Raw genomic sequence first — 25,092 nt, 5'->3', positions numbered from 1 at the left:
AAGCAGAAGGATCCGACTGCGCAAAGGGGAAGCCATGACAGCGACGACCGACGGAAACGCCGGGGCCGTGGGCCCCCGGGCAGCCTCGGCCAGCACCACGCACGACACCGGCGCCGACGCGCCGGACCTCGACGGGACCGCCGCACGGGCCGCGGAACGGGCCGTCGAGCACCTGCTCGCCCGGCAGGATCCGGAGGGCTGGTGGAAGGGCGACCTGGAGACCAACGTCACCATGGACGCCGAGGACCTCCTCCTCCGCCAGTTCCTGGGCATCCTCGACGCCGACACCACCTCGGCCTCGGCCCTCCACATCCGCCGCGAACAGCGCGAGGACGGCGCCTGGGCCACCTTCTACGGCGGACCCGGCGAGCTCTCCGCCACCGTCGAGGCGTATGTGGCCCTGCGCCTCGCCGGAGACCCGCCCGAAGCCCCGCACATGGCCCGCGCCGCCGCCTGGGTCCGCGCCAGGGGAGGGATCGCCGCCGCCCGGGTCTTCACCCGGATCTGGCTGGCCCTCTTCGGCTGGTGGCGCTGGGAGGATCTGCCCGAGCTGCCCCCGGAACTGCTCTTCCTGCCGAAGTGGTTCCCGCTCAACATCTACGACTTCGGCTGCTGGGCCCGCCAGACGATCGTGCCGCTGACCGTCGTCTCCGCGAAGCGCCCCGTCCGCCCCGCGCCCTTCCCGCTCGACGAGCTGCACACCGACCCGGCCCGGCCGAACCCGCCCCGGCCCCTCGCCCCCGCGACCGGCTGGGACGGGATCTTCCAGCGGCTCGACAAGGCACTGCACGTCTACCACCGGCTGGCGCCGCGCGCCCTGCGCGGCACCGCCATGAACGTCGCCGCGCGCTGGATCGTCGAGCGCCAGGAGAACGACGGCTGCTGGGGCGGCATCCAGCCGCCGGCCGTCTACTCGATCATCGCCCTCCACCTGCTCGGCTACGACCTGAAGCACCCCGTCATGCGGGCGGGCCTGGAGTCGCTCGACCGGTTCGCGGTCCGGCGCGAGGACGGCTCGCGCATGATCGAAGCCTGCCAGTCACCCGTCTGGGACACCTGCCTCGCCACCATCGCGCTCGCCGACGCGGGACTCCGCCCCGACCACCCGGCCCTGGTGAAGGCCGTCGACTGGATGCTGGACGAGGAGATCACCCGGACCGGGGACTGGGCGGTGCGCCGCCCCGGACTCCCGCCGGGCGGCTGGGCGTTCGAGTTCCACAACGACAACTACCCCGACATCGACGACACCGCCGAGGTGCTCCTGGCGCTGCGCCGGGTGCGCCACCCCGACCCCGCCCGGGTCGAGGAGGCCATCGCCCGCGGCGCGCGCTGGACGCTCGGCATGCAGTCGCGCGACGGCGGCTGGGGCGCCTTCGACGCCGACAACACCAGTGTGTTCCCCAACAAGCTGCCCTTCTGCGACTTCGGCGAGGTGATCGACCCGCCGTCCGCCGACGTCACCGCCCACGTGGTGGAGATGCTCGCGTACGAGGGCCGCGTCCAGGACCCCCGTACCCGCCGGGGCATCGAGTGGCTGCTCGCCGCGCAGGAGCCGAACGGCGCCTGGTTCGGCCGCTGGGGCGTCAACCACGTCTACGGGACGGGGTCGGTGCTCCCCGCGCTGACCGCGGCCGGGCTCCCCGTCTCCCATCCGGCGGTCCGCCGGGCCGTCGGCTGGCTCGGGACCGTCCAGAACGAGGACGGCGGCTGGGGCGAGGACCTCCGCTCGTACGAGGACGAGGCATGGGTCGGGCGCGGTGCCTCCACCGCCTCCCAGACCGCCTGGGCGCTGATCGCCCTGCTGGCCGCGGGCGAGCGGGAGTCCGAGGCCGTCCGGCGGGGCGTCGCCTGGCTCACCGGGACCCAGCGCGAGGACGGCTCCTGGGACGAGCCGTACTTCACCGGCACCGGCTTCCCCTGGGACTTCTCCATCAACTACCACCTCTACCGCCAGGTGTTCCCCCTCACCGCGCTCGGGCGCTACGTGTACGGGGAGCCCGCGCCCCACAAGGACCGCTGATGGGCCGCGAGCCGGGCTCCGGCGCCACCCCGCCGCTGCTGATCGCCTGCGCGCTCGGCATCGAGCAGTTCGCCCTGCGCAGCGGGGACCGCGACGGCGCCCCCGGCCCGGTCACCGTGGTGCGCACCGGCATGGGGCCGGACCGGGCCCGGCGGGCCGTCTCCCGGACGCTCGGCGAGGAGCGGTGGCGGGACGCCGCCGTCATCGCCTCCGGCTTCTGCGCCGGGCTGGCCCCGGGCATGCACCCGGGCGACCTGATCGTCGCCGACGAGACCCGCGGGTCCGGCGGCACCACCCTCTGCACCGGCACCGACCTGCTGGTGAAGGCCCTCGCCAGGGCGGTCCCCGGGCGGGCCGTGCACACCGGGCCGCTCACCGGCTCCGACCATGTGGTGCGGGGCCCCGAGCGGACCGCGCTGCGGGCCGGCGGGGCGATCGCCGTCGACATGGAGTCCGCCGAGACCCTGCGGACCGCCCGGGCGGTCGGCGGGCTCGGGGACGGTCCGGACGCCCGCCCGGTTGCGGCCGTCCGGGTGGTCGTGGACGCTCCAGAACATGAACTGGTCCGGATCGGCACGGTACGCGGGGGAATATCGGCCTTCCGCGTCCTTCGCGCCGTCCTTCCCGCATTCTTCGAATGGCACCGTTCTTTGCTGCTCCCCAGGAGGTGAGCGAGTTATGGCCATGCCGCTCCGTCAGTCCATCCGGGTCGGAACCTACCTCATCGAACAGAAGCTCCGCAAGCGGGACAAGTTCCCGCTGATCGTCGAGCTGGAGCCGCTCTACGCCTGCAACCTCAAGTGCGAGGGCTGCGGGAAGATCCAGCACCCGGCGGGTGTCCTCAAGCAGCGCATGCCGGTCGCGCAGGCGGTCGGGGCCGTCCTGGAGTCCGGGGCGCCGATGGTGTCCATCGCGGGCGGCGAGCCCCTGATGCATCCTCAGATCCACGAGATCGTGCGCCAGTTGGTGGCCAGGCGGAAGTACGTCTTCCTCTGCACCAACGCGATGCTGCTGCGCAAGAAGCTGGCGGACTTCACGCCCTCCCCGTACTTCGCCTTCGCCGTGCACATCGACGGCCTGCGCGAGCGGCACGACGAATCCGTCGCCAAGGAAGGGGTGTTCGACGAGGCGGTCGCGGCCATCAAGGAGGCCAAGCGGCGCGGCTTCCGGGTCACCACCAATTCGACCTTCTTCAACACCGACACCCCGCAGACCATCATCGAGGTGCTCAATTTCCTCAACGACGACCTCCAGGTCGACGAAATGATGATCTCGCCCGCCTACGCGTACGAGAAGGCTCCCGACCAGGAGCACTTCCTCGGCGTCGAACAGACCCGGGAACTCTTCAAGAAGGCATTCGCCGGCGGAAACCGGCGCCGCTGGCGGCTCAACCACTCGCCGCTCTTCCTCGACTTCCTGGAAGGAAAGGCGGACTTCCCCTGCACCGCCTGGGCCATTCCGAACTACTCCCTCTTCGGCTGGCAGCGGCCCTGCTATCTGATGAGCGACGGTTACGTCCCCACGTACCGCGAACTCGTCGAGGACACCGACTGGGACAAGTACGGCCGCGGAAAGGACCCCCGCTGCGCCAACTGCATGGCGCACTGCGGATACGAGCCCACCGCCGTCCTCGCCACCATGGGCTCCCTCAAGGAGTCCCTGCGCGCCATCAGGGAGACCGTCTCCGGGAACAACGGGTGAGGACGGGGGAGCGATGAGCGGGGAGTTCGACCTGCGGGCGCTGCTCGCCGAGCGCGGCGGCGAGCGCTACGAGCTGCACGCCAGGTACCTCAACCACCAGCTGCCGCGGATGCTCCACACCATCGGCTTCGACAAGGTGTACGAGCGGGCCGAGGGCGCCCACTTCTGGGACGCCGACGGCGTCGACCACCTCGACATGCTCGCCGGCTTCGGCGTGATGGGCCTCGGACGGCACCACCCCGTCGTCCGCAAGGCCCTCCACGACGTCCTGGACGCCCAGCTCGCCGACCTCACCCGGTTCGACTGCCAGCCGCTCCCCGGGCTGCTCGCCGAACGGCTGCTCGCCCACAGCCCGCACCTCGACCGGGTCTTCTTCGGCAACAGCGGCACGGAGGCCGTGGAGACCGCCCTCAAGTTCGCCCGGTACGCCACCGGGCGGCCCAGGGTCGTCTACTGCTCCCACGCCTTCCACGGCCTCACCACCGGCTCCCTCTCCGTCAACGGCGAGGCCGGCTTCCGGGACGGCTTCGCGCCGCTGCTGCCCGACACGGCGATCGCGCTCGGCGACCTCGACGCCCTGGAGCGGGAACTGCGCAAGGGCGACGTGGCCGCCTTCGTCGTGGAGCCCATCCAGGGCAAGGGCGTCCACGAGTCCCCGCCGGGCTTCCTGCGCGCCGCCCAGGAGCTGCTCCACCGGCACGGCGCCCTGCTCATCGCGGACGAGGTGCAGACCGGCCTCGGCAGGACCGGCGACTTCTACGCCTACCAGCACGAGGAGGGCGTCGAGCCGGACCTGGTCTGCGTCGCCAAGGCGCTCTCCGGCGGCTACGTGCCGGTCGGCGCCACCCTCGGCAAGGACTGGATCTTCAAGAAGGTCTACTCGTCGATGGACCGGGTCCTGGTCCACTCGGCGAGCTTCGGTTCGAACGCGCAGGCCATGGCGGCCGGCCTCGCCGTCCTCTCGGTCATGGAGACCGAGGGGACGGTCGCGCACGCCCGCCGGATCGGCGGCCTGCTCTCCGGCCGGCTGAAGGAGCTCGTGCCCCGGTACGAGCTGCTGCACGAGATCCGCGGGCGCGGGCTGATGATCGGGATCGAGTTCGGCCGGCCGTCCTCGCTGGGGCTGCGCGGCCGCTGGACGATGCTCCAGGCGGCCCGCAAGGGTCTCTTCGCCCAGATGGTCGTCGTCCCGCTGCTCCAGCGGCACCGGATCCTCACCCAGGTCTCCGGGGACCACCTGGAGGTGATCAAGCTGATCCCGCCGCTGGTCGTCGACGAGGCGGACGTGGACCGGTTCGTCACGGCCTTCACGGCGGTCATGGACGAGGCCCACGGCGGTGGCGGACTGATGTGGGACTTCGGGAAGACCCTGGTCAAGCAGGCGGTCGCCCAGCGCTGACCGGATCGCCCGCCGGGTTTTGCCTCTGAGGCAAGAAACTTGCCTCAGAGGCACGATCCTGGCGGAATGGAGGCATGGACCACGTCCCCGGGGAAACCTCCCCGGACCCCGCCGCCTCCGGCGTCCTGCCCGACGTCGCCCCGCAGCTGCGGGCCCTGCGCCGCCGCCGGGGGCTCACCCTGGAGGCCGCCGCCCAGCGGGCCGCCCTCTCGCCCGCCCACCTCTCGCGACTGGAGACGGGGAACCGACAGCCTTCGCTGCCGATGCTGCTCGCCCTCGCCCGTATCTACGGTACGACGGTCTCCGAGCTCCTGGGCGAGGCGCCGCCCGAGCGCGACCCCGTCGTCCGGGCCGACCGCTCCGAGCCCGTCGAGGCCGGCGGCTGGATCTATCGCCAGGCCGGCGGCGCCGGACGCGCCCTCCAGTGCCTGCGCGTCCACGTGCCGTATGCCACCCGGGCCGACATCGTGCGCGTCCACGCCGGCGAGGAGTGGATCCACGTCCTGGAGGGCCGGGTGCGGCTCGCGCTCGGCGAGGCCGTCCACGTCCTCGATCCCGGGGACAGCGCGCACTTCGACTCGCTGACCCCGCACCGGATCGGCGCCGCCACCCCCGGCGGGGCCGAGCTGCTCTTCGTCCACACCCTGATGCAGAGCCCCGCGGCCGAGCTGTGCCTCGGCGACGGAACCCCGCACCTGCGCTGACGCGCCTGATCCTGTCCGACAAGAAAGGACCGACATGTCCGAGAAGTCCGCACCGGTGACCGGCGAGGAGCGCGGGGAGGGCAAGTTCCCCAAGGGTCTCGTGCTGCGCCTCTTCGCCTATCTGATCGCCGGCCACCTCTTCGCCGGGTTCCTCTACCTGCTCTTCATGCTGGGCGGGCAGAACCAGTAGGCGGGACTACGCCTCCGTGAGCAGCCGCTCCCGCAGCCGCTCGCGGGTCTCCGGGGCCAGCTTCAGGCCCTCCGTGAGGTAGGTCTCCACCGTGCCCCAGGTCGCCTCGATCGTCTCGAAGGCGGCCCGCAGGTACTCCGCCCGCGCGTCGAAGAGCGGGCTCAGCAGCTCCATCACCTCGGGCGACATCGCGTCGGGGGCGGTGGAGCTGCGGCGCACCTTGTAGCGGCGGTGCGGGTCGTTCGACTTCACGTAGTCGGCCTCGATCGCCTCGCGCTCGACCCCGACGGCGAGCAGGGTGATCGCGATGGCGAGCCCGGCACGGTCCTTGCCCGCCGCGCAGTGCATCAGGGCGGGGACGCTCTCCTCGGCCATGGAGTGCAGGATCCGGCTGTGCTCCGAGGTCCGCTCGACCACCATCTTCCGGTACGAGTCGGACATCCTGGCGGCCGCCTTGCCGTCGCCGAGGATCTCCCGCAGCTGCGCGATCTCGCCGTCGCGCACCAGCCTCCAGAACTCCTTGCCGTCGGCCGGGTCGTTCAGCGGTATGTTCACGTTCCGTACGCCGGGCAGCTCGACGTCCGCGCCCTCGACCCGCCGGTCGGCCTCGTTGCGGAAGTCGAAGACGGTGTGCAGTCCCAGCGTGGCGAGGAAGGCGGCGTCGCTCTCGGTGGCGTGGGCGAGGTGTCCGCTGCGGAAGAGGCGGCCGGGGTGCACGGCGCGCCCGTCCGTCGTCGGCAGGCCGCCCACGTCCCGGAAGTTGCGGACCTCCGCCAGCTCGGGCTCGTTCGCTTCGGTGGGCGGTACCTGCGGAAGCTGCTGCGTCACGGATGCTCCTGGGTGTCGTCGTTCGGGTGCCCGACGCGAGATCGGTTCCAGGGGCAATCATCCAGGCGGGGCGGGGGCGGCGCACCCCCTCGGACGGGAATGGGCGATCTGTCCGAATTAAGGCGTTAGGTATAACGCGCCCTGGTTACAGGCGAGATGGGGCAGGGCGCGTGAGCAGCGTCATAAAGGTGACGGATCGTGGCCGACGGCCCGGAGCAATTGCCGTACGGAAAAAGGAGATCGAGGGACCGTCATCCACACAGGGTGACCGGAATTCGAGCCGCATGACGTGCCGCGGAATGGCCTTGGAAAACGGTGGGTTGTTCGCGCCGACCCCGCTCGTCTAGCGTCACCGTCAATCCGGTCGGACCGCCGAATCCTGCCACCGTCCGGAATTCACTCACCCATGTGTGGCAGGAGCGGGGGACCCAGGTACTACGCCGGTCCCGCGATGCAGGACGGCTTGGGGTGAAGCCGCGTGAGAATGCGGCCGGGCATCTCCCGCCCGAACCCGACAGCTCACCTCGCAGGCGCCGGAGAGGAATTCGCCATGCCCGCGAAGGGTAAGCACCGCCGTACCAGGATCAACCCCATCACGCGTGGATTCGTCGTCGCCGGCACCGGTGGCGCCGTCGTCGCCCTCCCGCTCCTCGGCGCGACCGGGGCCCACGCCGCCGAGCAGTCCGCTCCGGCCGCCGTCACCGCCGCCGCCCAGGTCAAGGCCGCCGCCGTCCAGGCCGCGCCCGCCGCCGCCAAGGCCGCGCCGAAGACGTACTCCGTCGTCCGGGGCGACTACCTGTCGAAGATCGCCGCCGACCACCACCTCGCGGGCGGCTGGCAGAAGCTGTACGCCGACAACCGCCAGGTCGTCGGCGAGAACCCCTCGCTGATCCTGCCCGGCATGAAGCTCACCCTCGGCGCCAAGGGCTCCGCGCCGGCCGCGCACAAGGCCGCCGCCCCCAAGAGCACCCAGAGCACGAAGAGCTCGGAGAAGAACGGCGACACCCAGCGCGCCTCCCGCAGCAGCGAGCGCTCCTCCGCCCCGGTCGCCGCCACCTCGGAGAACTCCGCGTCCGAGTCGTCCCAGACGGCGCAGTCGTCCGGTTCCTCCACCTCGGCCTCCGGCTGGGTCGCGCCCGTCGCCGGCGGCGGCTTCTCCACCCCGTACCACGCCTCCGGCTCCATGTGGTCCTCCGGCTACCACACCGGTGTCGACTTCATCGCCTCCTCCGGCACCACCGTCCGCGCCGTCGGCGCCGGCACGGTCGTCTCCGCCGGCTGGAGCGGCGCCTACGGCAACGAGGTCGTCATCCAGCACGCCGACGGCAACTACTCGCAGTACGCGCACCTCTCCTCCCTCTCCGTCTCGTCCGGCCAGACCGTCTCCGGCGGCCAGCAGATCGGCCTCTCCGGCTCCACGGGCAACTCCACCGGCCCGCACCTGCACTTCGAGATCCGCACCACCCCGAACTACGGCTCCGACGTCGACCCGCTGGCCTACCTGCGCCAGCACGGCGTCTCCGTCTGACGCGGACGCACTCCGACGGCCCGGCACGTATGTGCCGGGCCGTCGCCGTATTCCGGCCTTGGGAGAATCTTTATCGGTGGCATATATCACCCGCCGTCAACCCCTCCTTACGGTCGCGTAGGTCACATCCCAAAGGGAAGGATGTGCTCCCGTGGCAGACGATTCGAGATCAAGAGACAAGAACGCATTCGGGTCGTACGCGGCGATCGGTGACAGCTTCACCGAGGGCGTCGGAGACCCCGGGCCCGACGGGACGTACGTCGGCTGGGCGGACCGCTTCGCGGTCCTGCTCGCCGACCAGCTGCCGGAGCACGACGCCTTCCGCTACGCCAACCTGGCCGTGCGCGGGCGCCTCCTCGACCAGATCGTGGCGGAACAGGTCCCCCGGGCGAAGGAACTCGCCCCCGACCTGGTGACCTTCTGCGCCGGCGGAAACGACATCATCCGCCCCGGCACGGACCCCGACGAAGTCGCCGAGCGCTTCGAGCGCGCCGTCGCCGAACTGACCTCCGCCGTCGGCACCGTCATGGTGACCACCGGCTTCGACACCCGCGACGTGATCCTCCTCAAGCACCTGCGGGGGAAGATCGCCACCTACAACGGGCACGTCCGGGCCATCGCCGACCGCTACGGCTGCCCGGTCCTCGACCTCTGGTCGCTGAAGTCCGTCCAGGACCGGCGCGCCTGGGACGACGACCGGCTGCACCTCTCGCCGGACGGCCACACCCGTGTCGCCCTGCGCGCCGCGCAGGTCCTCGGCCTGCCGGTGCCCGCCGACCCGGACCAGCCCTGGCCGCCGGTCCCGCCGCGCGGCGCACTCGAGGTGCGCCGGGACGACATCCACTGGGCGAAGGAGTACCTCGTGCCGTGGATCGGGCGACGGCTGCGCGGCGAGAGCTCCGGCGACCACGTAGAGGCCAAGCGCCCCGACCTCATGCCCCTGTAGGTCCGGGGAGGACCGGCGTGGCCGGGCCGGCGGGGATCCGCTCCAGGACCCCGCCGGCGAACACGTCGTACAGCGGCAGCGTCTCCAGGTGGACATAGCCGATGTGGCAGTCGCAGACGGCGAGGGGGCAGGCACGGGGACGCAGGGCGGCGCGGTACGAGCCGTCGTACAGGTTCCCCAGCTCGGCCCTGACGAAGTGGCAGCGCCGCACCGTCCCCTCGCCGTCCACCGAGATCACCGACTCGCCGGTGCGGCAGGGCAGCCCCGCCGAGCGGTGCGGATGCCGGCTGTACGGGAAGAGCGGGTCGAGCGCCGTCCACCGCGCCGCCTCCGCGTCGGTGTACGTGTGTCCCTCGGCCGCGTTCACCCAGAGGTAGACGTGCGGCGGCAGCGCGGCGCGCAGCCGGCGGGCGTCCTCCCCGTGCTCGGGAAGGCCGACCACGCCCACGCTGAACCGGACGCCCCGCTCGGCGAGGTCGAGACACTTCCCGAGGAAGCGCTCGTACGGCGTCTGGCCCGGGTGGTACGTGCACCAGAGCGCCACGCGCTCCGGGTCCGCCTCCGCCAGCCAGCCGGTGCGGCAGCTCAGATTGGTCTGGATCGCCACCCGCTCGACGTGCGGCAGCCGGGACAGCTCGACCAGCGCCCGCCGGTACCAGGAGCGCACCAGCCCCTCGCCCCACGGCGTGAAGAGGATCCGCAGCCGGTCGCCGGCCTGACCGGCGGCCCACCCGGTGAACCGGTCGAGCGCCGCCCGGTCCGCGCGCAGCAGCTCGGGGCTGTCCCGCCGCTTGGCGAAGGGGCAGTACGGGCAGTCGAAGTCGCACGAGGAGAGCGGGCCCCGGTAGAGCACGGTCAGGTCCATGCCGGGCCCGCTACTTCGCCTCGTACGCGGCCATCGCGGCGCGCACGGCGGGGGAGAAGAGCTCGGGGCCGAGCCCGTCGGAGTGCGCGAGGCCCTCCGGCGACAACCTCAGGAGACCCGCCGGGGCGTCCCCGTCCAGCCAGCCGAACGCCTCGAACCGGCCCAGCTCCGCGGGAAGGTCCTCGAACGGCGAGGTGCCGAACCGCTCCTCGTACCCGGCGAGCGGCATGCCCTGCGCCTGGAGCAGCGACTGCAGCAGATGGCGCCGCCGGGCTTCGTCCCCGTCCATCGCGCGGCCCACCTCGGCGTGCGCGAAGTCCTCGGTCTCCGTGTAGGCGTCGATGAGAGAGCGGATCTCCCGCATGTCGACGGCGTAGTCGAAGGAGTAGTGGAGCGCCGAGGTGTACGAGCGGGCCCCGCAGCCCAGGCCGATCATGCCGTCCGTCTGGCAGGCGTGGTCGTCGGGCCCGAGCGGTGCGGCGTCCGCGCGGCGGAACATCCGCATCGACACCTGCTCGTAGCCGTGCGCGAGGAGATGGTCCCGGCCGTACCGGTAGAGGAGGAGCCGCTGCTCGTCCCACGCGCGGTCGGCGGCCGCGGGATCCTGGATCCGGCCGAGACCGGTGAGCGGGCGCACGTACAGCGGGTAGAGGTACAGCTCCTCGGGCCGCCAGGCGAGGGCCGCGTCCAGCGAGACCTGCCAGGACCGCTCCGTCTGCCCGTCGATCCCGTAGATCAGGTCGATGTTCAGCACGGGGACGCCGGTGTCCCGGATCCGGCCGAGCGCCGCCTCCACGTCGGCGCGGCGCTGCGGCCGGACGGCTGCCCGCGCCTCGGCCTCCACGAAGCTCTGCACGCCGATGCTGAGCCGGGTCGCGCCCCGCTCGGCGAGGAGGGAGAGCCGGTCGGCGGTCGCGGTCGACGGCGAGGTCTCCACCGAGAGCGGGACCGCCCGCAGGTCCGCGCCCATCCGCTTCTCGGCGATGTCGCAGAGCCGCTCCAGCTCGCCTGCGGTGAGGAAGGTGGGCGTGCCGCCGCCGAACGCGGCCGTCGCGAACCGTACCGGCCCGTCGTCGCCCAGGGCCTCGCGCACGGCCGTGGCCTGGCGGTCGAGGGCGTCGAGGTAGCGGGTCGTCAGCTCGTCCGGGGCGCCGACCCGGGTGAAGAGGTTGCAGAAGCCGCAGCGGACCTCGCAGAACGGTATGTGCGCGTAGAGGGAGAGCGCGTCCTTCGGCTCGTCCGCCCAGAGGCCGCGGAGGGCGGGCCGCCCGGGGAGCGCCCGGTAGGCCGTCTTGTGCGGGTAGGCGTAGACGTAGCCGCCGTACGGGCGGGGGGTGGGGGTGCTCACGCGGCGGCCTCCCGGTCGGGTCCCGGCAGGACGAACTGCGCGTACGGCACGGTCCACACGACCTCGTGGCCGAGCCGGTGGCCGGTGTGGCCGTCCTCGCCGTACGCGGTGCCGTGGTCGGAGCAGACGATCGCGAAGCAGGGGCGGCGGCTGCTCATCGCGGCGAAGAGGCGTCCGATGTGCCGGTCGACGTACTCCAGGGCGGCCGCGTGCGTCTCCCGGGAGTCGCCCGCCTCGCGGGTCGCCCCCGGCAGATGGAACCAGTTGGGCTGGTGCAGCGCGGAGACGTTGACGAAGAGGAAGAGCCGGCGCTCGGGGGGAAGCCCGGCCACCACTTCCTCGGCGCGCGTGACCTGAGACTCGAAGGAGGTCGGCGAGGCGACCCCGAAGGAGGGCTCCCAGTGGCTCTCCTGGAAGAGGTCCGGCAGCACCGTGCCCAGCGGCGGCTGCCGGTTGAAGAAGCCCACCCCGCCGACGCAGACCGTCCGGTAGCCCTCGCCCGCGAGCGCCGAGACCAGATCCGGGGTGTCGTGCACGAAGGTGCCGTCGGCGGTCGTCTCGCTCCCCGCGAAACGGGCCGCGAACAGGCGCGGGTGCGGTCCGGGGGAGGCCGGGGTCGGCAGGAACCCCGCGAAGATCGCCTGGTGCGAGGCGTACGTGAAGCTCCCGGGCGCGTGTCTGCGCTCCCAGCCGCCGCCGGGCAGATGGCGGGCCAGGTTCGGGAGGCGGCCCTCGGCCACCAGCTCGACGGCCACGTCGTACCGGAGTGTGTCGAGGGTGACCAGGAGCAGGTCGTGGCTGCCGACGATCGCGTTCATGTCGGGCTGGTTCACGTGGTGCTCGTTCCTGTGGTGCGGGGGGTTCCGGAGGCCGATGTGGTTCCGGGGGTGCCGGTAGTGCAGGTGGTGCCGGTGGTGCGGGGGGTTCCGGTCGTCCCGGTGGCGTGGGTGCCCGGGAACACGGCCGCGACCTGCGCCGCGTACGTGTCGAGGCCCTCGGCGGGGCTGCCCGGCAGGCCCGTGAGGCCGGGCAGCAGATCGCCGAAGGCGTTGACCTCGCCCACGGCGAAGCGGCGCCAGCCGGTCGCGGGCAGCAGATCGACACCCACGCAACGGGTGCCGGGGAAGGCGGCGGCGGCCCGCTCGCACACGCCGAGCGCGTCCTCCCAGCGTCCCCCGGCGGCGGCGATCGCGGCCCGGGCGGCCGTCAGATCGCCCCGGGCGCCGCCCAGATGCAGATTGGTCATGGGGGAACGGCTGGTACGGAGCACGGCATGGGTGGCCCGCCCGTCGACCACCACCACCCGCAGGTCGGCCGCCCGGCCGCCCTGGGTGGCCTTCGGCAGCCAGCGCTCGACGTGCAGGCCGTCGGGGGCCAGGGCGTCCACGATCGCGGCGATCTCGCGCTCGCTCGTGTAGCGCCGTACCCGCAGGGAGTTGAAGAGCCGCCCGCCGGGTCCCCGCTCCACCGAGGTGGTCGCCTGGAACCGGCCCGCGCCGTTCGTCTCCACCGCGAGCACCCCCGAGGCCGAGGAGCCGTGCGCGAGCTTCACGAACACCCGGCGCAGACCCGGCCGCTCGGTCAGTGCCCGGACATCCGCCCAGCCGCGCACGGCGGGGGCGGAGGGACCGGACGTCGGCGATCCGGGCACCGGCACCCCGGCGGACCGCAGCCGGTCGTGGCTCAGCCGCTTGTCGAAGAGGACCGGGAGCTCGCCGGGGTCGTCGACCAGGGCCGCCCCCGCCTCCGCGACGGTCCGGGCGAGGCCCGCCACGGCCGCGGTGAACCGCGCGTACCAGAGGCCGCTGCCCTCGACCCGGGCCGGATCGTCGACGTCGCGCAGCAGCCGGTCGGCCGCCGGGTCCTCGCCGGGCGAGTCCAGCCGTACGGTCTCGCCGGCGTCGAACCGCGCCCCGCCGCTCAGCACCTCGGGCCAGGACACCACCCGCGCCCCGGGCAGCCCGGCGGCCCGCAGCGCGTCCTGGAGGAACGCGACGCGGCGGCCCGCCGGATCACCGACGACCACCGGCCGCGGGCCGACGACCACCGGGCGGGGGCCGGCGGCGACGGGACGCGGGCCGACGGTCATTCGGCGACCGCGACGTACCGGTAGACCTCGCCGTCCCCGTCGTCCTCCGGCTCCTGGGCGTCGCCGAGGTCGACGGTCACGCCGTGCGGGACGAGCGCGGCACGGACCCGCTCCCGCATGGCCTCGGAGAGGTAGTGGTGGGAGACGTCCAGGTGGGCGAGGTGCGTCAGCGGCTGCCCGTCGAGGAGCGCCGCCGCCCCCTCGTCGGTGAGCACGCCCATGGAGAGGTCGAGCCGCTCGATCCGCGCGACCACGGGCGCGCCCGCCACGGCGGCGGCCACCGCGTCCTGGACGACGCTGTTGCGCAGGGCCAGCCGGCGCAGGGCGGGGAAGGCGGTGCCGGCGAGCAGCGGCGCCAGGTCCTCCGGGGTGCTGTCGCCGCCGTACTCGTCGGTGCCGAGCCAGAGTTCCAGGTTCTCCAGGGCGGGCAGGTCACTGCCCACGATGCCGCGCACCACCTCGGCGCGGAGGCCGCCCGTCTCCACCACCAGGGTCTCCAGACCCGTGTGCCGCACCGACGGGAAGGCCAGGGACGAACCCCCGCGCACACCGAACTCGCGCAGCGCAGGATAGGCGGCGAGCAGCGGCGTCACGTCGGACTGGACGATCCACGAGATCTCGCAGTCCTCGCCGGTCATGTCCCCGAGGAACACCGCCGCCAGGCCCGTCAGCCGGTTGTTGGCGCCCATCAGCGCGGTGACGATGTCGGCCGACGAGTTCTCGTACGCCTCGTCCCACCCGCCGACGACCAGCGCGCGCACCCGTCCGGTGTCGACCGTCTTCAGGAACCGCTCGAACTGCGGCTCCCACAGCTCGTCCCCGGGGTCGGAGTACGTCGGGGCGGAGATCCGCCAGGCGACCCGGTCGGCGTCGGGGAGCTCGCCCCGCGCGTCGGCGCCCGGGAAGTCGAACACGGGCAGGCCGTGGAATTCCTGCAGGTGGTGACCAACGGTCATGACGGTGCTCCAGACAACGGACGAGAGGGGTCGGCTGACGGAAAGAGTTCTACCAAGTGCCACCGACAACGCCCGTGGCCGGGTCGCCCCGGTGCGGCCCGGGCCCGCCGCCGGCCCGCCCGGGTGCCGCCGCGGGCCCGTTGTCAGTGCCTCCCTCTAGCGTCGTTCCCGTGTTCGGCTGACCGAGCCGGACGGCGAGGGGAGAGCCATGTACCGGCAGGGAGACGTGCTCATCGCGCCCGTCGAGGAGACGGCCGTTCCGGCGCGGGCGAGGACCGCGGCGGGGGAGCCCAGGGACGCCAGGGGCCGGCTGGTCCTCGCCCTCGGCGAGGTCACCGGCCACGCCCACGCCGTTCCCGGCCCCGGCCGGCTGGTGCGGGAACAGGGGCCGTTCGGCCCGTTCCTGCTCGAACTTCCCGAGGGCGGCCGGGTGGTGCACGAGGAGCACGCCCCGATTCCGCTGCCCAAGGGCTGGTACCGGGTGGTGCGCCAGCGCGAGTACGTGCCCGGCGCGTACCGGATCATCGCGGACTGACGTCCGCCGGAGAGGAACGAAGGACGTGGGGGAGACCGACATGAACGACACCACCGTGCGGGACAGGTGGCGGGCCGTCGCCGCGGCCACCGGACCGGCCGATCGCGCCGCCGCCGAGGCCGGCCTCCGGCTCGCCTACCGCACCGCGGGCCTCGCCGAGCCGCGCCGGGTCCTCTGGGCCGACTCGCCGCTCGCGGCCGTCACGCTCCTGCGGGGCCTGACGGACCAGGGCCGTTCGGTGCGGGACGAGGTGCGCACCCGGCCGTGGGCGGCGGAACGGCGCCGTGTCCACGACGTGCTGGGCCCCGCCGGCTGGGCCGACCACTGGCAGCGGACCGGGGCGGCCCTGTGGGATCCCACCCGCGCCCTCGCCGACCGGATACGGGCCGCGGTGGCGGAGGCCGTGGCGGAAGCGGTCGCGGTGTCCGGCGATCCCGACGGCACGGCGGCCGACGCGACCGCGGCCGGCGTGCGGCTGCTGCTGCTCGACGCGGTGCTCGGCCAGCACGACGCCGCCTGGCTCGCCGCCTTCGACGGGCACGGCGAGCGCCTCGCGGGTCTCGCCGCCGTGGCCGCGCACGCCGGCTGGTGGTGGCCGTACGAGGACGTCGCCGTGGTCTGCGAGCGCCCGGTCGAGCTGCACCGGGACGAGGCCGGACGGCTCGACCGGGGGGACGGGCCCGCGCTCGCCTTCCCCGACGGTTTCGCCCTGCACGCGTGGCGGGGCATGTCCGTGCCCGCCGCGTTCCTCTCCGGCCTCGCGGACCTCACCCCCGAGCGGATACGGGACGAGGAGAACGCCGAACTGCGCCGCGTGATGCTGGAGTACTACGGCTACGACCGCTACCTCACCGCCTCGGACGCCCGGCACCAGCACCGCGACGAGACCGGTGTCCTCTGGCGGATCGACCTGGCCGACGACGAGGACGTGGTGATGGTCGAGGTCGTCAACTCCACGCCCGAGCCCGACGGCAGCCACCGCACCTACTGGCTCCGCGTGCCGCCCACGACCCGCACCGCCCGGGAGGGCGTCGCCTGGACCTTCGGACTGCGCCCCGAGGCGTACGCGCCGCTCGTGCAGACCTAGGGGGTGTCTTGTCGGCCAGGTGGGGCTCGCTGCGTGATCGGCAGGACATCGCCTGGCACGGCCCGCCGGGGCGGCCCCGGCTGGTACGGAGAGGTGAAGGGAGACGGCGGTCAGGAGTGGCGTGGCGGAGGCGGCGCCGCCGGGTGCTGGGATGTGCCCGCCGGAGCACCGGCAGCCACTCCCGAAGGGACCGCCCGTGACGATCCGCCGACCCAGCGCCGCCCGCACCGCCCGTCTGCTCGCCGCCACCGCCGTACTCGGCGGCCTCCTCGTCGGCACCGCGGCTCCCGCCCTGGCCGCGGCGCCCGCGCGGACGGCCGTGCCCGTCGCCGCCCAGGAGCCCGCGCCCGCGACGGTCACCGTCACCGGGCAGGGGCGCGCGTCCTCGGCGCCGGATCTGGCGATCCTCTCCGTCGGCGTCGAGGCCACCCGGAAGACGGCGAAGGAGGCGATGGCGGCGCAGGGCACGGGGGCCGAGGCCCTGCTCGACGTGCTGCACCGGCAGGGGATCCCCGACCGGGACATCCGTACCGACAGCCTCTCCCTGTCCCCCGTGTACACCCAGAACGCGGCGGGCGAGAGCAAGGTCACCGGGTACCAGGCCGGGCAGTCCTTCTCGGTGAAGGTCCGCGACATCGACAAGACCGGTCAGGTCGTCGGCGCCGTCAACGACGCCACGGGCGACTCGGGCCGTATCAACGGTGTCGTCTTCGACGTCGCAGACCCCTCGGCGCTGCGGGTGAGGGCGCGCGAGGCCGCCTACCAGGACGCGTACGACAAGGCCGCTCAGCACGCGCGGCTCAGCGGCCACCGGCTCGGCCGGCTGGTCTCGCTGAGCGAGGGCGAGTCCGTGCGGCCCGGCGCCGGCGCGATGCCCGGCATCGCCGCGGACGAGCCGAGCGTGCCCCTGGCCCCCGGCGAGATCGAGGAGCAGGTCACGGTCTCGGCGGTCTTCGAGCTCGTCTGACAGGAGAACTGCCGGGCAGCCGGTCACCGTGGCGCGGGTCCGGTCGGCGGGCCGGGGTCGGTCGGCGGGTCGGGGCCGGGGTCGGGGTCGGACCGGGCAGGGTGCCGGGACGGCGGGTCACCGCGATGCGGGGCCGGGGCCCGGGCCGGTCGCCGAGGGGCGGTCCGCCTGCCGGGCCGGCATCACGGACGCGGGTCCGGGCGGCGGGCCGGGGTCGGGCCGGGCAAGGTACCGGGGCGGTCGGTCACCAGAGTGCGGGGGCCAAGGTCGGACCGGGCAGGGCGCCGGGTGTCGCGGACTTACCGTGGCGTGGGTTCCGGGGTCGGGTCCGGCTGGTCGTCCGGCAGGCCGAGTTCCCGGGCGAGGGCGGCGTCCGCCCAGCGGAGCATGGCGGTGCGGGAGAGGGATCCGGCGTAGGCCGTGGTCTGGACGGCGAGGCCGTCGAGGAAGGCGGTGAGGCGCCAGGCGGCGGCGGCCGGGTCCGGGCAGGAGAACTCGCCGGCGGCGACCCCCTCCGCGATCACGCGGGTCAGCGCCGCCTTCCACTCCTGGTCGAGCGAGGCGGCGACCCGGCGCAGACCGGGGTCGCGGAGCGAGGCGGCCCAGCCCTCGATCCACAGCCGCCAGCCCTTGGCCTGGCCGGTCGGGGCGTACCAGCGCACCGCGGCCCGGAGCCGCCGTACAGCCGTGGCGCGGCGGCCGAGCAGCCGGCGCAGGTGGGCGAGGTCAGCCTCGGCGGCGTGGGCGAAGGCGGCGGCGACCAGCTTCTCCTTGGTGGAGAAGTGGTAGAGCACCAGGGCGTTGCTCACGCCGAGCGCGGTGGCGACGTCGGAGACGCGGACGGCCGCGACACCGCGCGCCTCGATCTGTTCGACCGCGGCCCGCAGCAGCTCGTCCCGCCGTTCCGCCACGCTCAACCGCACTCTCGCCACGCCGTGCAGCCTACACAGCTGCACATGACACGGGCATGATCAACTTCGGTGCCGGGCGGTGGCCGGGTCAGTACCAGCCGTAGCGTTCGGCGATCACCGGCAGCCGTTCCGCCACCAGCGCGTGCGCCGCGGCGCGCGGGCTCGTGCCGTCCGTCGCCGCCCGGTCCAGCATCCCGCCGACCAGTGTCCGCATCGCCCCGCGCACCCGGTCGAACGCCTGGTCGGCGTCGGCCTCGATGTCGCCGAAGAGCGTCCACCACCACCAGGCGTTGGTGCAGGAGTTCACGACCACGTCCGGCAGTACGGTCACCCCGCGGGCGGACAGCGCCTCCTCCGCCTCCGGAAGGACCGGCATGTTGGCCGCCTCGGCGATCCAGCGGGCCGTGATCCGTGCCTGGTTCCCGGCGTCGATCGCGTACGAGACGGCCGCGGGGACGAGCACCTCCGCCTCCGCCGACAGCCAGGCGTCCGCCGGCTCCTCCCGGTCCCCGGGCCGCAGCGCGGAGCGGTCGACGGCGCCGTGGGCGTCGCGGGCGGCGAGGAGCGCCTCCACGTCGAGCCCGCCGGGGTTCACGATCGTGCCCCGGACGTCGGCCACGGCCACCACCCGCAGCCCGGCCCGCGCGAGGAACCGGGCGGTCGCCCCGCCCATGGTCCCGAGGCCCTGGAGGGACACCCGGGTCCCGGCGTACGCGTGGCCGGCCCGGTCCAGGGCCACGAGCACGGACTCGGCCACCCCGAGGCCGCCGACCAGCTCGTCGAGCCCGATGCCGTCGACCTCGATCGCGAACGCGTCGGCGAGCCGCTTCCGGGCCGCGTCCTCGTCCTCCAGGAGCGGGTACACGGCCTGCACCGAGGACTCCAGGCCCACCTCGGCCACCGCGCGGTCCACCAGCTCCTGGGTGAGCCCCAGGTCCTCCCCGGTGGTCCAGAACCGCTCCACGTAGGGCCGCATCGCGCGCAGGTAGCGCACCAGGACGCCGTACGCCTCCGGGGAGCGGGGGTCGCAGTCGATGCCGCCCTTGGCGCCGCCCAGGGGCACGTACCGGGCCGTGGGGTCGTAGTGCAGGGCTTCCTTCATCGTCATCCCGCGGGCCAGCCCGGCCACCTCCTCCGCCGTGCACCCCTCCCGCATCCGCAGGCCGCCGCTGGCCACGCCGCGCACCAGCCGGTCGACGACCAGGTGGCCCCGGCGGCCGGTCACGTGGTCGGTCCAGCCGACGGAAAGCAGGGGGTCGGTACGCATCGGGAGGCTCCTCGGGAGGGACGGTCGGCCGGGCGGCCTTACTGAACAGCGATTCAGTATGGACGACCGTCCCGGCCGTTCGCTGCGCGGGCCGCCCATAATGGAACGACCCCCAGAGATCAGGAGGTCCTGTGACCGGTACCGGCTCCGACCGCTCGCCGCGCGCCCGGCTGCGCGCGCTGCGCCCCGAGTCCTTCGGCGCGGATCCCACGGGAGCGCGCCTCGCCCGCATCCTCCGTTCGCCGAACTTCGCGGACGGGATCTTCCAGAACCCCGAACCGGCCCGACGCGGCCCCTCCGGCTCCGGTGTCGAGTTCGCCAAGATCTACTTCGACAAGGAAGGACGCACGCGCCGCGCCCCCACCGGCACGATCCCCGTCCATCCGACCACCCTGGCCGACCTGGCCAAGCCCCCGGCCACCGGGCTGCGCCTCACCTGGATGGGGCACTCCGGCGTCCTCGCGGAGATCGACGGCCACCGGGTCCTCTTCGACCCCGTCTGGGGCGACCGCTGCTCGCCCTTCCCCTTCGCCGGTCCCAAGCGGCTCCACCCGGTGCCGCTGCCGCTCGCCGCGCTGGGCCCGGTCGACGTCGTGGTGATCTCGCACGACCACTACGACCACCTCGACCTGCCGACGATCAAGGCGCTCGCCACCACCGACACCGTCTTCGCGGTGCCGCTGGGCGTCGGCGCGCACCTGGAGCGCTGGGGCGTGGCCGCCTCCCGCCTGCGCGAGCTGGACTGGAACGAGTCCACCCAGATCGGCGAGCTGACGCTCACGGCCACCCCGGCCCGCCACTTCTGCGGCCGCGGACTGCGCAACCGGCAGATGACGCTCTGGGCCTCCTGGGTGGTGGCGGGGCCCGCCCACCGGATCTTCCACAGCGGTGACACCGGCTACTTCTCCGGCTTCAAGGACATCGGCGCGGCCCACGGCCCCTTCGACGCGACCATGATCCAGATCGGCGCGTACTCGGAGTTCTGGACCGACATCCACATGACCCCCGAGGAGGGGATGCGGGCCCACCTGGACCTCCAGGGCGGCGGGCCCGGCGGTGTGATGCTGCCGATCCACTGGGGCACCTTCAACCTGGCGCCGCACCCGTGGGCCGAGCCGGGCGAAGGCACGGTCGAGGCCGCGACGGGGGCCGCCCAGCGGATCGCCCTGCCGATCCCCGGCGAGCCCTTCGAGCCCGGCGCCGAGCGGCTGCCCGACACGCCCTGGTGGCGTCCGGTCGCCCGGGTCCCCGAGGGTGGCTGGGGAGGTTCCGCTCTCACCGACGGTCACCGTCCGGTTGCGGGCGCCGAGGGCGCGCACGCGGCTCCGGAGACCGGTCGGCCGCCCGGGGACCCCGGAGCGGACAGCGGGCGGGGCGCGCCGGAGGCGGCGCGTACGCCGTAGCGAGCGGGCGGACCTGACGGTCCTCACCCCCTCCGGGGGATTCCGTTACGGAACGATTTCCGCAGAGGGCGGAGGCGTGGGAACGCCTCCGCCCTCTTCCGTTCCTGCTCAGCGGGCACCCCGGGCCGCCACCGTCGTTTTTCGGCCGATGCTTCTCGGCCTGTCGTGTGGGGGGCGATACCAGACCGGGCCGGACTACGGGTAAGTTTGCCAACTGCGCACCGCACATGAACGGTTGACGACTACAGTGTGTGGTTGATGATCATCGGTAGGCTCATCGCACCCCCCACGTAGAACACCCCCGTAGACCCCCGTAGACCCCCGTAGAACACTCCCGCAGTACGCCGATTCCCGGGCACGTACCAAGGACACTCATGTCTCAACTTCGCGCACCCGCCTCGCGGTCCGACCGACGCGAGGGCGGGCGGCACGGCCGGTCAGGCGCCCGCTCCGCCTCCGGCACCAGCAGCACCGCGCCGGCACAGCCCCCCGCGCCGCTTTCCACGGAAGCCCGCATACGCCCCCAACTCCTGCGCACCTCCGTGCTCCCCGCCGTCGCTGTGGCACTCGGCGGCGCGGCGGCCGTCCTCTTCACCATCCGCTCCACCGGAGCCAGCCCCACCCCCGGCCTCTGGGCCGCGCTCACCGGCGCGGCCGCCCTCACGGTCGCCTCCGTGACGGCCGCCGCGCTCGGCGCCGACCGGGCGGCCAAGGCGGTCCTGGACCGCTGCAACGCCCTGCGCCGCAGCAGCGCCCGCGGTCAGAGCGAACTGCGCACCGTCGTCGAACAGTTGCGCAAGGGAGAGGGCATCCCGCCCCGCCCCGCCCTGCCGACCGGCGCCGTCACGGGTGACGAATTCGACCTCCTCTCGCAGGAGTTGAACCGGTCCCACGAGGCCGCCGTCGCCGCCGTCGTCCAGGCGTCCCGACTCTCCAGCAGCGTCGGAAACGAACAGAAGGTCGAGGTCTTCGTCAACCTCGCCCGGCGCCTGCAGTCCCTGGTCCACCGCGAGATCCAGCTCCTCGACGAGCTGGAGAACGAGGTCGAGGACCCGGAGCTGCTCAAGGGCCTGTTCCACGTCGACCACCTGGCCACGCGCATCCGCCGGCACGCCGAGAACCTCGCCGTCCTCGGCGGCGCCATCTCGCGCCGCCAGTGGTCGAACCCGGTCACCATGACCGAGGTGCTGCGCTCCTCCATCGCCGAGGTCGAGCAGTACCCGCGGGTGAAGCTGGTCCCCCCGATCGACGGTACGCTCCGGGGCCATGCCGTGGCCGACGTCATCCACCTCCTCGCCGAACTCGTCGAGAACGCGACGCTGTTCTCCGCGCCGCACACCACGGTGCTGCTGCGCGCCCAGTACGTCACGGCCGGCCTCGCGATCGAGGTCGAGGACCGCGGTCTCGGCATGCCCGTCACCGAGCAGAACAAGATGAACGCCCTGCTCGCCGACCCCGACCAGGTGAATGTCGCGCACCTGCTCCAGGACGGGCGCATCGGACTCTTCGTCGTCTCGGCGCTGGCCCGGCGGCACGGCATCGCCGTCCGCCTGCAGTCCAACATCTACGGCGGTGTCCAGGCGGTCCTGGTCCTCCCGCAGGGCCTTCTCGGCGCCGACCCCGAGGGACTCGCGCAGCACGAGCGCCAGACCGCCGCGACCGCCGGATCCTCCGCGGTCCCGCCCGGCCAGGTGCAGATGCAGCCGCAGCCCGCGCCGCCGTCCGCCGCGCCGCTGACGGCCCCGGCCCCGGTCCCCGCGCAGAACCCGCTGACGGCTCCGGTCCACAACCCGCTCACGGCCCCGATGCCGAGCCCGGTGGCGGCGCCCTCCCCGGCCCACGCCACGGCATCCGAGCCCGCCGCGCCGCACGGGACGGCCCCCGCCGCCCCCGCACCGCGGTCCGCGCCCTTCGCGGAGCGGGCCGCCGCCCGCCACGAGCCCGCCCCTGGGTCCGGCGCACTCACGTACCCCCGTACGAGCGTGCAGTCGAACGTGTACGCGAACTTCGATCACGCCCCCGTGATATCGGAACCGTCGGGCGGCGCCGACCACTCGGCCCCGCCCGCCTCCCTGGTCTCACCGCTCCCCCCGGCCCCCCGTGCCGAGGAGACCGGCCGCCCGCTGCTCCCCAAGCGGCGCGCCCAGGAGCACCTCGTCCCGCAGCTGCGCGACGAGCCCGTGGCCCGGAGGCCCGAGGAGCACGCCCTGCACGACCCCGGTCTGATGGCCGCGTTCCAGCGTGGAATCGGCCTCGCCGAGTCCCAGCCCGCCCCCCAAGAAGCGCTGCGTCCAGGCGACGCGCACAAGGAGTAGATGCACCATGGCGAGCAATGTGCCGACCGGCCATTCCTCGGACCTCGACTGGCTGCTGAGCGGACTGGTCCAGCGGGTCCCGTACACCCGCAACGCCGTTCTGCTCTCCTCCGACGGTCTCGTGAAATCCGTCCACGGCCTCGACCCCGACGCCGCCGACCACATGGCGGCCCTCGCCTCCGGGCTGTACTCGCTCGGCCGCAGCGCGGGCGCCCGGTTCGGCGACGGCGGCGAGGTCCGTCAGGTGGTCGTGGAGCTCGACTCCACCCTCCTGTTCGTCTCCACCGCGGGCTCCGGCACGTGCCTGGCCGTCCTGGCCGGACGCGAGGCGGACGCCGCCGTCCTCGGATACGAGATGGCGATGCTCGTCAAGAGCGTCCGGCCGTACCTGGTCACCCCCGCCCGGCAGGCCGCCGGCGTGGTCGGTGGCCTCGGGCAGTGAACGTGACGACCCCTCAGGAAGGGCCCTGGCTCGACGACGCCGCCGGCCGGCTGATCCGCCCGTACACCGTCAGCGGTGGCCGGACCCAGCCGACCACGGCGCTCGACCTGCTGTCGATGGTGATGGCGACCGGATCGTCACCGCAGACGCACATGGGGCCCGAGCACAGCCTGGCCCTCGGACTGTGCGACGGACCCACCTCGGTGGCCGAGATCGCGGCGCACTTACGGCTCCCTGCCGTGGTGACCAAGGTCCTGCTCTCCGACCTCGTGGACTGCGGGGCGATCACCGCCCGAGCGCCCCGCTTCCACGCCTACCCAACCGACCGTTCCTTGCTGGAGGCAGTGCTCGATGGCCTACGACAACGGCTCTGAGCGCCACGACGGCTCCACGGCCGATCCCTTCCCCACCGCACTCAAGATCCTGGTGGCGGGCGGATTCGGCGTGGGCAAGACGACCCTCGTGGGCGCGGTCAGCGAGATCGAACCGCTCAGCACCGAGGAGCTGCTGACCTCGGTCAGCGCCGCCACCGACAGCCTGGAGGGCGTGGAGTCCAAGACGACGACCACCGTCGCCATGGACTTCGGCCGCATCACCCTCGACGACCGCCATGTGCTCTACCTGTTCGGCACGCCGGGGCAGGAGCGCTTCTGGTTCATGTGGGACGAGCTCTCCGAAGGCGCGCTCGGTGCGGTCGTCCTCGCCGACACCCGCCGGCTTCAGGAGTGCTTCTCCGCCGTGGACTTCTTCGAGCGGCGGGGCATCCGGTTCGTCGTCGCGGTCAACGAGTTCGACGGCGCCTACCGCTACGAGCCGGACGAGGTACGGGCCGCGCTCGACCTCAGGCCGGAGGTGCCGGTCGTCCTCACCGACGCCCGGATCTCCAGCTCCGGCATCCGCACCCTGCTCACCCTCGTGCAGCACCTCCTCACCAACATCCCGGACACCGTGCCGAGCTACGGAGCCACGCCATGACCTACGACCCGACCGGTCACCTCCTGCTGACCCCCATCGACAAGGAGGCGCCGGCCCGTGTCCAGCGGCTGCGCGAACTCGGTCTCGGGGAGCGGCCGGACCCGGCGTTCGACGAGTTCGCCCACCGGCTCGCGGAGGTGACCGGTGCCCCGTTCTCGATGGTCAACTTCATCGACGAGAACCGGCAGTTCTTCGCCGGACTGCACACCCCCGAGGGCACCCACTCGGGCAGCGACCTCGGCGCGGCCGCCGCGGGCGGGGGCGGCGTCGGCCGCTTCATGGCCCGTGACCACGGCTACTGCCCGCACGTCGTGGTCCGGCGCAAGGCCCTCGTCCTGGAGGACGTCTGCGACTACCCGCGCTTCGCGGGGAACCCGGTCGTGGACGAGATCGGCATCCGCTCGTACATGGGGGCGCCGCTGATCGACCGTACCGGCGTCGCGCTGGGCACCATCTGCGTGGTCGACACCGACGTCCGGCCGTGGGGGCGCGCCGGTCTCGAGACGATCAAGGGGATGGCGGCCGAGCTGATGGAGCAGATCAACCGCCGCGAGGACAGCATGTTCTGACCCTCCCCGCGGGAGACGCCGGAGCCCCGGTGCGGCGATCGCCGCAC

At 73.4% G+C, this 25,092-nt stretch carries 25 protein-coding genes and 1 riboswitch; of the genes, 17 read left to right on the top strand and 8 right to left on the bottom strand.

The annotated features are described in order from the left end of the window. Window positions 1–34: 34 nt before the first annotated feature. The 6 genes from shc to ACFVZH_RS06040 all read left to right on the top strand — a co-directional run bounded on the left by shc (window position 35) and on the right by ACFVZH_RS06040 (window position 6,014). The gene (gene shc / locus ACFVZH_RS06065) at window positions 35–2,020 is read left to right on the top strand and encodes a squalene--hopene cyclase (RefSeq protein WP_384893716.1); all 1,986 of its coding nucleotides are present in this window, start codon (window positions 35–37) and stop codon (window positions 2,018–2,020) included. After that, window positions 2,020–2,691 carry a 1-hydroxy-2-methyl-2-butenyl 4-diphosphate reductase gene (locus ACFVZH_RS06060; RefSeq protein ID WP_384893714.1) on the top strand — a complete coding sequence of 224 codons (672 nt, stop codon included), beginning with the start codon at window positions 2,020–2,022 and terminating at the stop codon, window positions 2,689–2,691. Before shc ends, ACFVZH_RS06060 begins: the two co-directional genes overlap by 1 nt. A 7-nt stretch (window positions 2,692–2,698) precedes the next feature. Next, entirely contained in the window at window positions 2,699–3,721 is a 1,023-nt protein-coding gene (hpnH, locus tag ACFVZH_RS06055) for an adenosyl-hopene transferase HpnH (protein ID WP_384893712.1), read from the top strand. Between the two features lie 13 nt (window positions 3,722–3,734). Beyond that, the gene (locus tag ACFVZH_RS06050; RefSeq protein ID WP_384893710.1) at window positions 3,735–5,120 is read left to right on the top strand and encodes an aspartate aminotransferase family protein; all 1,386 of its coding nucleotides are present in this window, start codon (window positions 3,735–3,737) and stop codon (window positions 5,118–5,120) included. A 74-nt stretch (window positions 5,121–5,194) separates the two neighbouring features. Further along, complete coding sequence (locus tag ACFVZH_RS06045; RefSeq protein ID WP_384893708.1) at window positions 5,195–5,824, top strand: helix-turn-helix domain-containing protein; 630 nt, start codon at window positions 5,195–5,197, stop codon at window positions 5,822–5,824. Between the two features lie 34 nt (window positions 5,825–5,858). Beyond that, on the top strand, window positions 5,859–6,014 hold the full coding sequence (locus ACFVZH_RS06040; protein ID WP_167534180.1) for a DUF6126 family protein: 156 nt from the start codon (window positions 5,859–5,861) through the stop codon (window positions 6,012–6,014). A 6-nt stretch (window positions 6,015–6,020) separates the two neighbouring features. On the opposite strand, the gene ACFVZH_RS06035 is transcribed toward ACFVZH_RS06040, so the two are convergent. Then, window positions 6,021–6,842: a tyrosine-protein phosphatase gene (locus ACFVZH_RS06035; protein ID WP_384893706.1), complete on the bottom strand. Its 822-nt coding sequence runs from the start codon at window positions 6,840–6,842 to the stop codon at window positions 6,021–6,023. A gap of 360 nt (window positions 6,843–7,202) precedes the next feature. Beyond that, window positions 7,203–7,388: riboswitch (cyclic di-AMP (ydaO/yuaA leader) on the top strand. A 4-nt stretch (window positions 7,389–7,392) separates the two neighbouring features. Between ACFVZH_RS06035 and ACFVZH_RS06030 the strand changes: the two genes are divergently transcribed. Both ACFVZH_RS06030 and ACFVZH_RS06025 read left to right on the top strand, forming a co-directional pair. Further along, complete coding sequence (locus tag ACFVZH_RS06030; protein ID WP_384893704.1) at window positions 7,393–8,370, top strand: peptidoglycan DD-metalloendopeptidase family protein; 978 nt, start codon at window positions 7,393–7,395, stop codon at window positions 8,368–8,370. A gap of 151 nt (window positions 8,371–8,521) precedes the next feature. Next, window positions 8,522–9,316, top strand: a complete 795-nt coding sequence (locus ACFVZH_RS06025) for an SGNH/GDSL hydrolase family protein (RefSeq protein ID WP_384893702.1) — start codon at window positions 8,522–8,524, stop codon at window positions 9,314–9,316. Here ACFVZH_RS06025 and ACFVZH_RS06020 read toward each other — a convergent pair. From ACFVZH_RS06020 to ACFVZH_RS06000, 5 genes are read right to left on the bottom strand one after another with little or no spacing between them, the layout of a single operon-like run. Further along, the gene (locus ACFVZH_RS06020) at window positions 9,303–10,181 is read right to left on the bottom strand and encodes an STM4011 family radical SAM protein (RefSeq protein ID WP_384893700.1); all 879 of its coding nucleotides are present in this window, start codon (window positions 10,179–10,181) and stop codon (window positions 9,303–9,305) included. The genes ACFVZH_RS06025 and ACFVZH_RS06020 overlap by 14 nt on opposite strands. 10 nt (window positions 10,182–10,191) lie before the next feature. Continuing rightward, window positions 10,192–11,529 carry an STM4012 family radical SAM protein gene (locus ACFVZH_RS06015; RefSeq protein WP_384893698.1) on the bottom strand — a complete coding sequence of 446 codons (1,338 nt, stop codon included), beginning with the start codon at window positions 11,527–11,529 and terminating at the stop codon, window positions 10,192–10,194. Further along, entirely contained in the window at window positions 11,526–12,347 is an 822-nt protein-coding gene (locus tag ACFVZH_RS06010; RefSeq protein WP_384894261.1) for an STM4013/SEN3800 family hydrolase, read from the bottom strand. The genes ACFVZH_RS06015 and ACFVZH_RS06010 overlap by 4 nt, the downstream gene beginning before the upstream one ends. Window positions 12,348–12,358: 11 nt before the next feature. Further along, on the bottom strand, window positions 12,359–13,618 hold the full coding sequence (locus ACFVZH_RS06005) for an STM4014 family protein (protein WP_384893696.1): 1,260 nt from the start codon (window positions 13,616–13,618) through the stop codon (window positions 12,359–12,361). Next, window positions 13,615–14,574 (bottom strand): STM4015 family protein, encoded by a 960-nt coding sequence (locus ACFVZH_RS06000; protein ID WP_384893695.1) that lies wholly within the window; start codon window positions 14,572–14,574, stop codon window positions 13,615–13,617. Before ACFVZH_RS06000 ends, ACFVZH_RS06005 begins: the two co-directional genes overlap by 4 nt. Window positions 14,575–14,782: 208 nt before the next feature. Here ACFVZH_RS06000 and ACFVZH_RS05995 point away from each other — a divergent pair, with 208 nt between their 5' ends. From ACFVZH_RS05995 to ACFVZH_RS05985, 3 genes are all read left to right on the top strand, one after another. After that, window positions 14,783–15,109: a hypothetical protein gene (locus ACFVZH_RS05995; protein ID WP_384893693.1), complete on the top strand. Its 327-nt coding sequence runs from the start codon at window positions 14,783–14,785 to the stop codon at window positions 15,107–15,109. A 40-nt stretch (window positions 15,110–15,149) separates the two neighbouring features. Further along, entirely contained in the window at window positions 15,150–16,196 is a 1,047-nt protein-coding gene (locus ACFVZH_RS05990) for a DUF6745 domain-containing protein (protein WP_384893690.1), read from the top strand. 196 nt (window positions 16,197–16,392) lie between these two features. Beyond that, window positions 16,393–17,163, top strand: a complete 771-nt coding sequence (locus tag ACFVZH_RS05985; RefSeq protein ID WP_384893688.1) for an SIMPL domain-containing protein — start codon at window positions 16,393–16,395, stop codon at window positions 17,161–17,163. Window positions 17,164–17,462: 299 nt separating this feature from the next. Here the strand turns inward: ACFVZH_RS05985 and ACFVZH_RS05980 are convergent, their stop codons facing one another. Continuing rightward, on the bottom strand, window positions 17,463–18,095 hold the full coding sequence (locus ACFVZH_RS05980) for a TetR/AcrR family transcriptional regulator (RefSeq protein ID WP_384893686.1): 633 nt from the start codon (window positions 18,093–18,095) through the stop codon (window positions 17,463–17,465). 67 nt (window positions 18,096–18,162) lie between these two features. After that, the gene (locus tag ACFVZH_RS05975; protein ID WP_384893684.1) at window positions 18,163–19,341 is read right to left on the bottom strand and encodes a Glu/Leu/Phe/Val dehydrogenase dimerization domain-containing protein; all 1,179 of its coding nucleotides are present in this window, start codon (window positions 19,339–19,341) and stop codon (window positions 18,163–18,165) included. 131 nt (window positions 19,342–19,472) lie between these two features. On the opposite strand from ACFVZH_RS05975, the gene ACFVZH_RS05970 reads away from it, so the two are divergent. The 6 genes from ACFVZH_RS05970 to ACFVZH_RS05945 all read left to right on the top strand — a co-directional run bounded on the left by ACFVZH_RS05970 (window position 19,473) and on the right by ACFVZH_RS05945 (window position 25,045). After that, the gene (locus ACFVZH_RS05970; protein WP_384893682.1) at window positions 19,473–20,744 is read left to right on the top strand and encodes an MBL fold metallo-hydrolase; all 1,272 of its coding nucleotides are present in this window, start codon (window positions 19,473–19,475) and stop codon (window positions 20,742–20,744) included. A gap of 374 nt (window positions 20,745–21,118) precedes the next feature. Beyond that, complete coding sequence (locus tag ACFVZH_RS05965; RefSeq protein ID WP_384893680.1) at window positions 21,119–23,059, top strand: ATP-binding protein; 1,941 nt, start codon at window positions 21,119–21,121, stop codon at window positions 23,057–23,059. A 7-nt stretch (window positions 23,060–23,066) separates the two neighbouring features. Beyond that, window positions 23,067–23,501 (top strand): roadblock/LC7 domain-containing protein, encoded by a 435-nt coding sequence (locus ACFVZH_RS05960; protein WP_384893678.1) that lies wholly within the window; start codon window positions 23,067–23,069, stop codon window positions 23,499–23,501. 2 nt (window positions 23,502–23,503) lie between these two features. Further along, window positions 23,504–23,875, top strand: a complete 372-nt coding sequence (locus ACFVZH_RS05955) for a DUF742 domain-containing protein (protein ID WP_384893676.1) — start codon at window positions 23,504–23,506, stop codon at window positions 23,873–23,875. Continuing rightward, window positions 23,853–24,476, top strand: coding sequence for an ATP/GTP-binding protein (locus ACFVZH_RS05950; protein WP_384893674.1), 624 nt, complete (start codon window positions 23,853–23,855; stop codon window positions 24,474–24,476). The genes ACFVZH_RS05955 and ACFVZH_RS05950 overlap by 23 nt, the downstream gene beginning before the upstream one ends. After that, window positions 24,473–25,045: a GAF domain-containing protein gene (locus ACFVZH_RS05945; RefSeq protein ID WP_384893672.1), complete on the top strand. Its 573-nt coding sequence runs from the start codon at window positions 24,473–24,475 to the stop codon at window positions 25,043–25,045. The genes ACFVZH_RS05950 and ACFVZH_RS05945 overlap by 4 nt, the downstream gene beginning before the upstream one ends. The last annotated feature ends 47 nt before the right edge of the window (window positions 25,046–25,092 follow it).

The organism is Streptomyces sp. NPDC059534 (genome assembly GCF_042743475.1).
In the GTDB taxonomy this organism is placed as follows: Bacteria; Actinomycetota; Actinomycetes; order Streptomycetales; family Streptomycetaceae; genus Streptomyces.
Note: the sequence above shows the minus strand (reverse complement) of the source record. Positions and strands in the feature narration are given on the sequence as shown.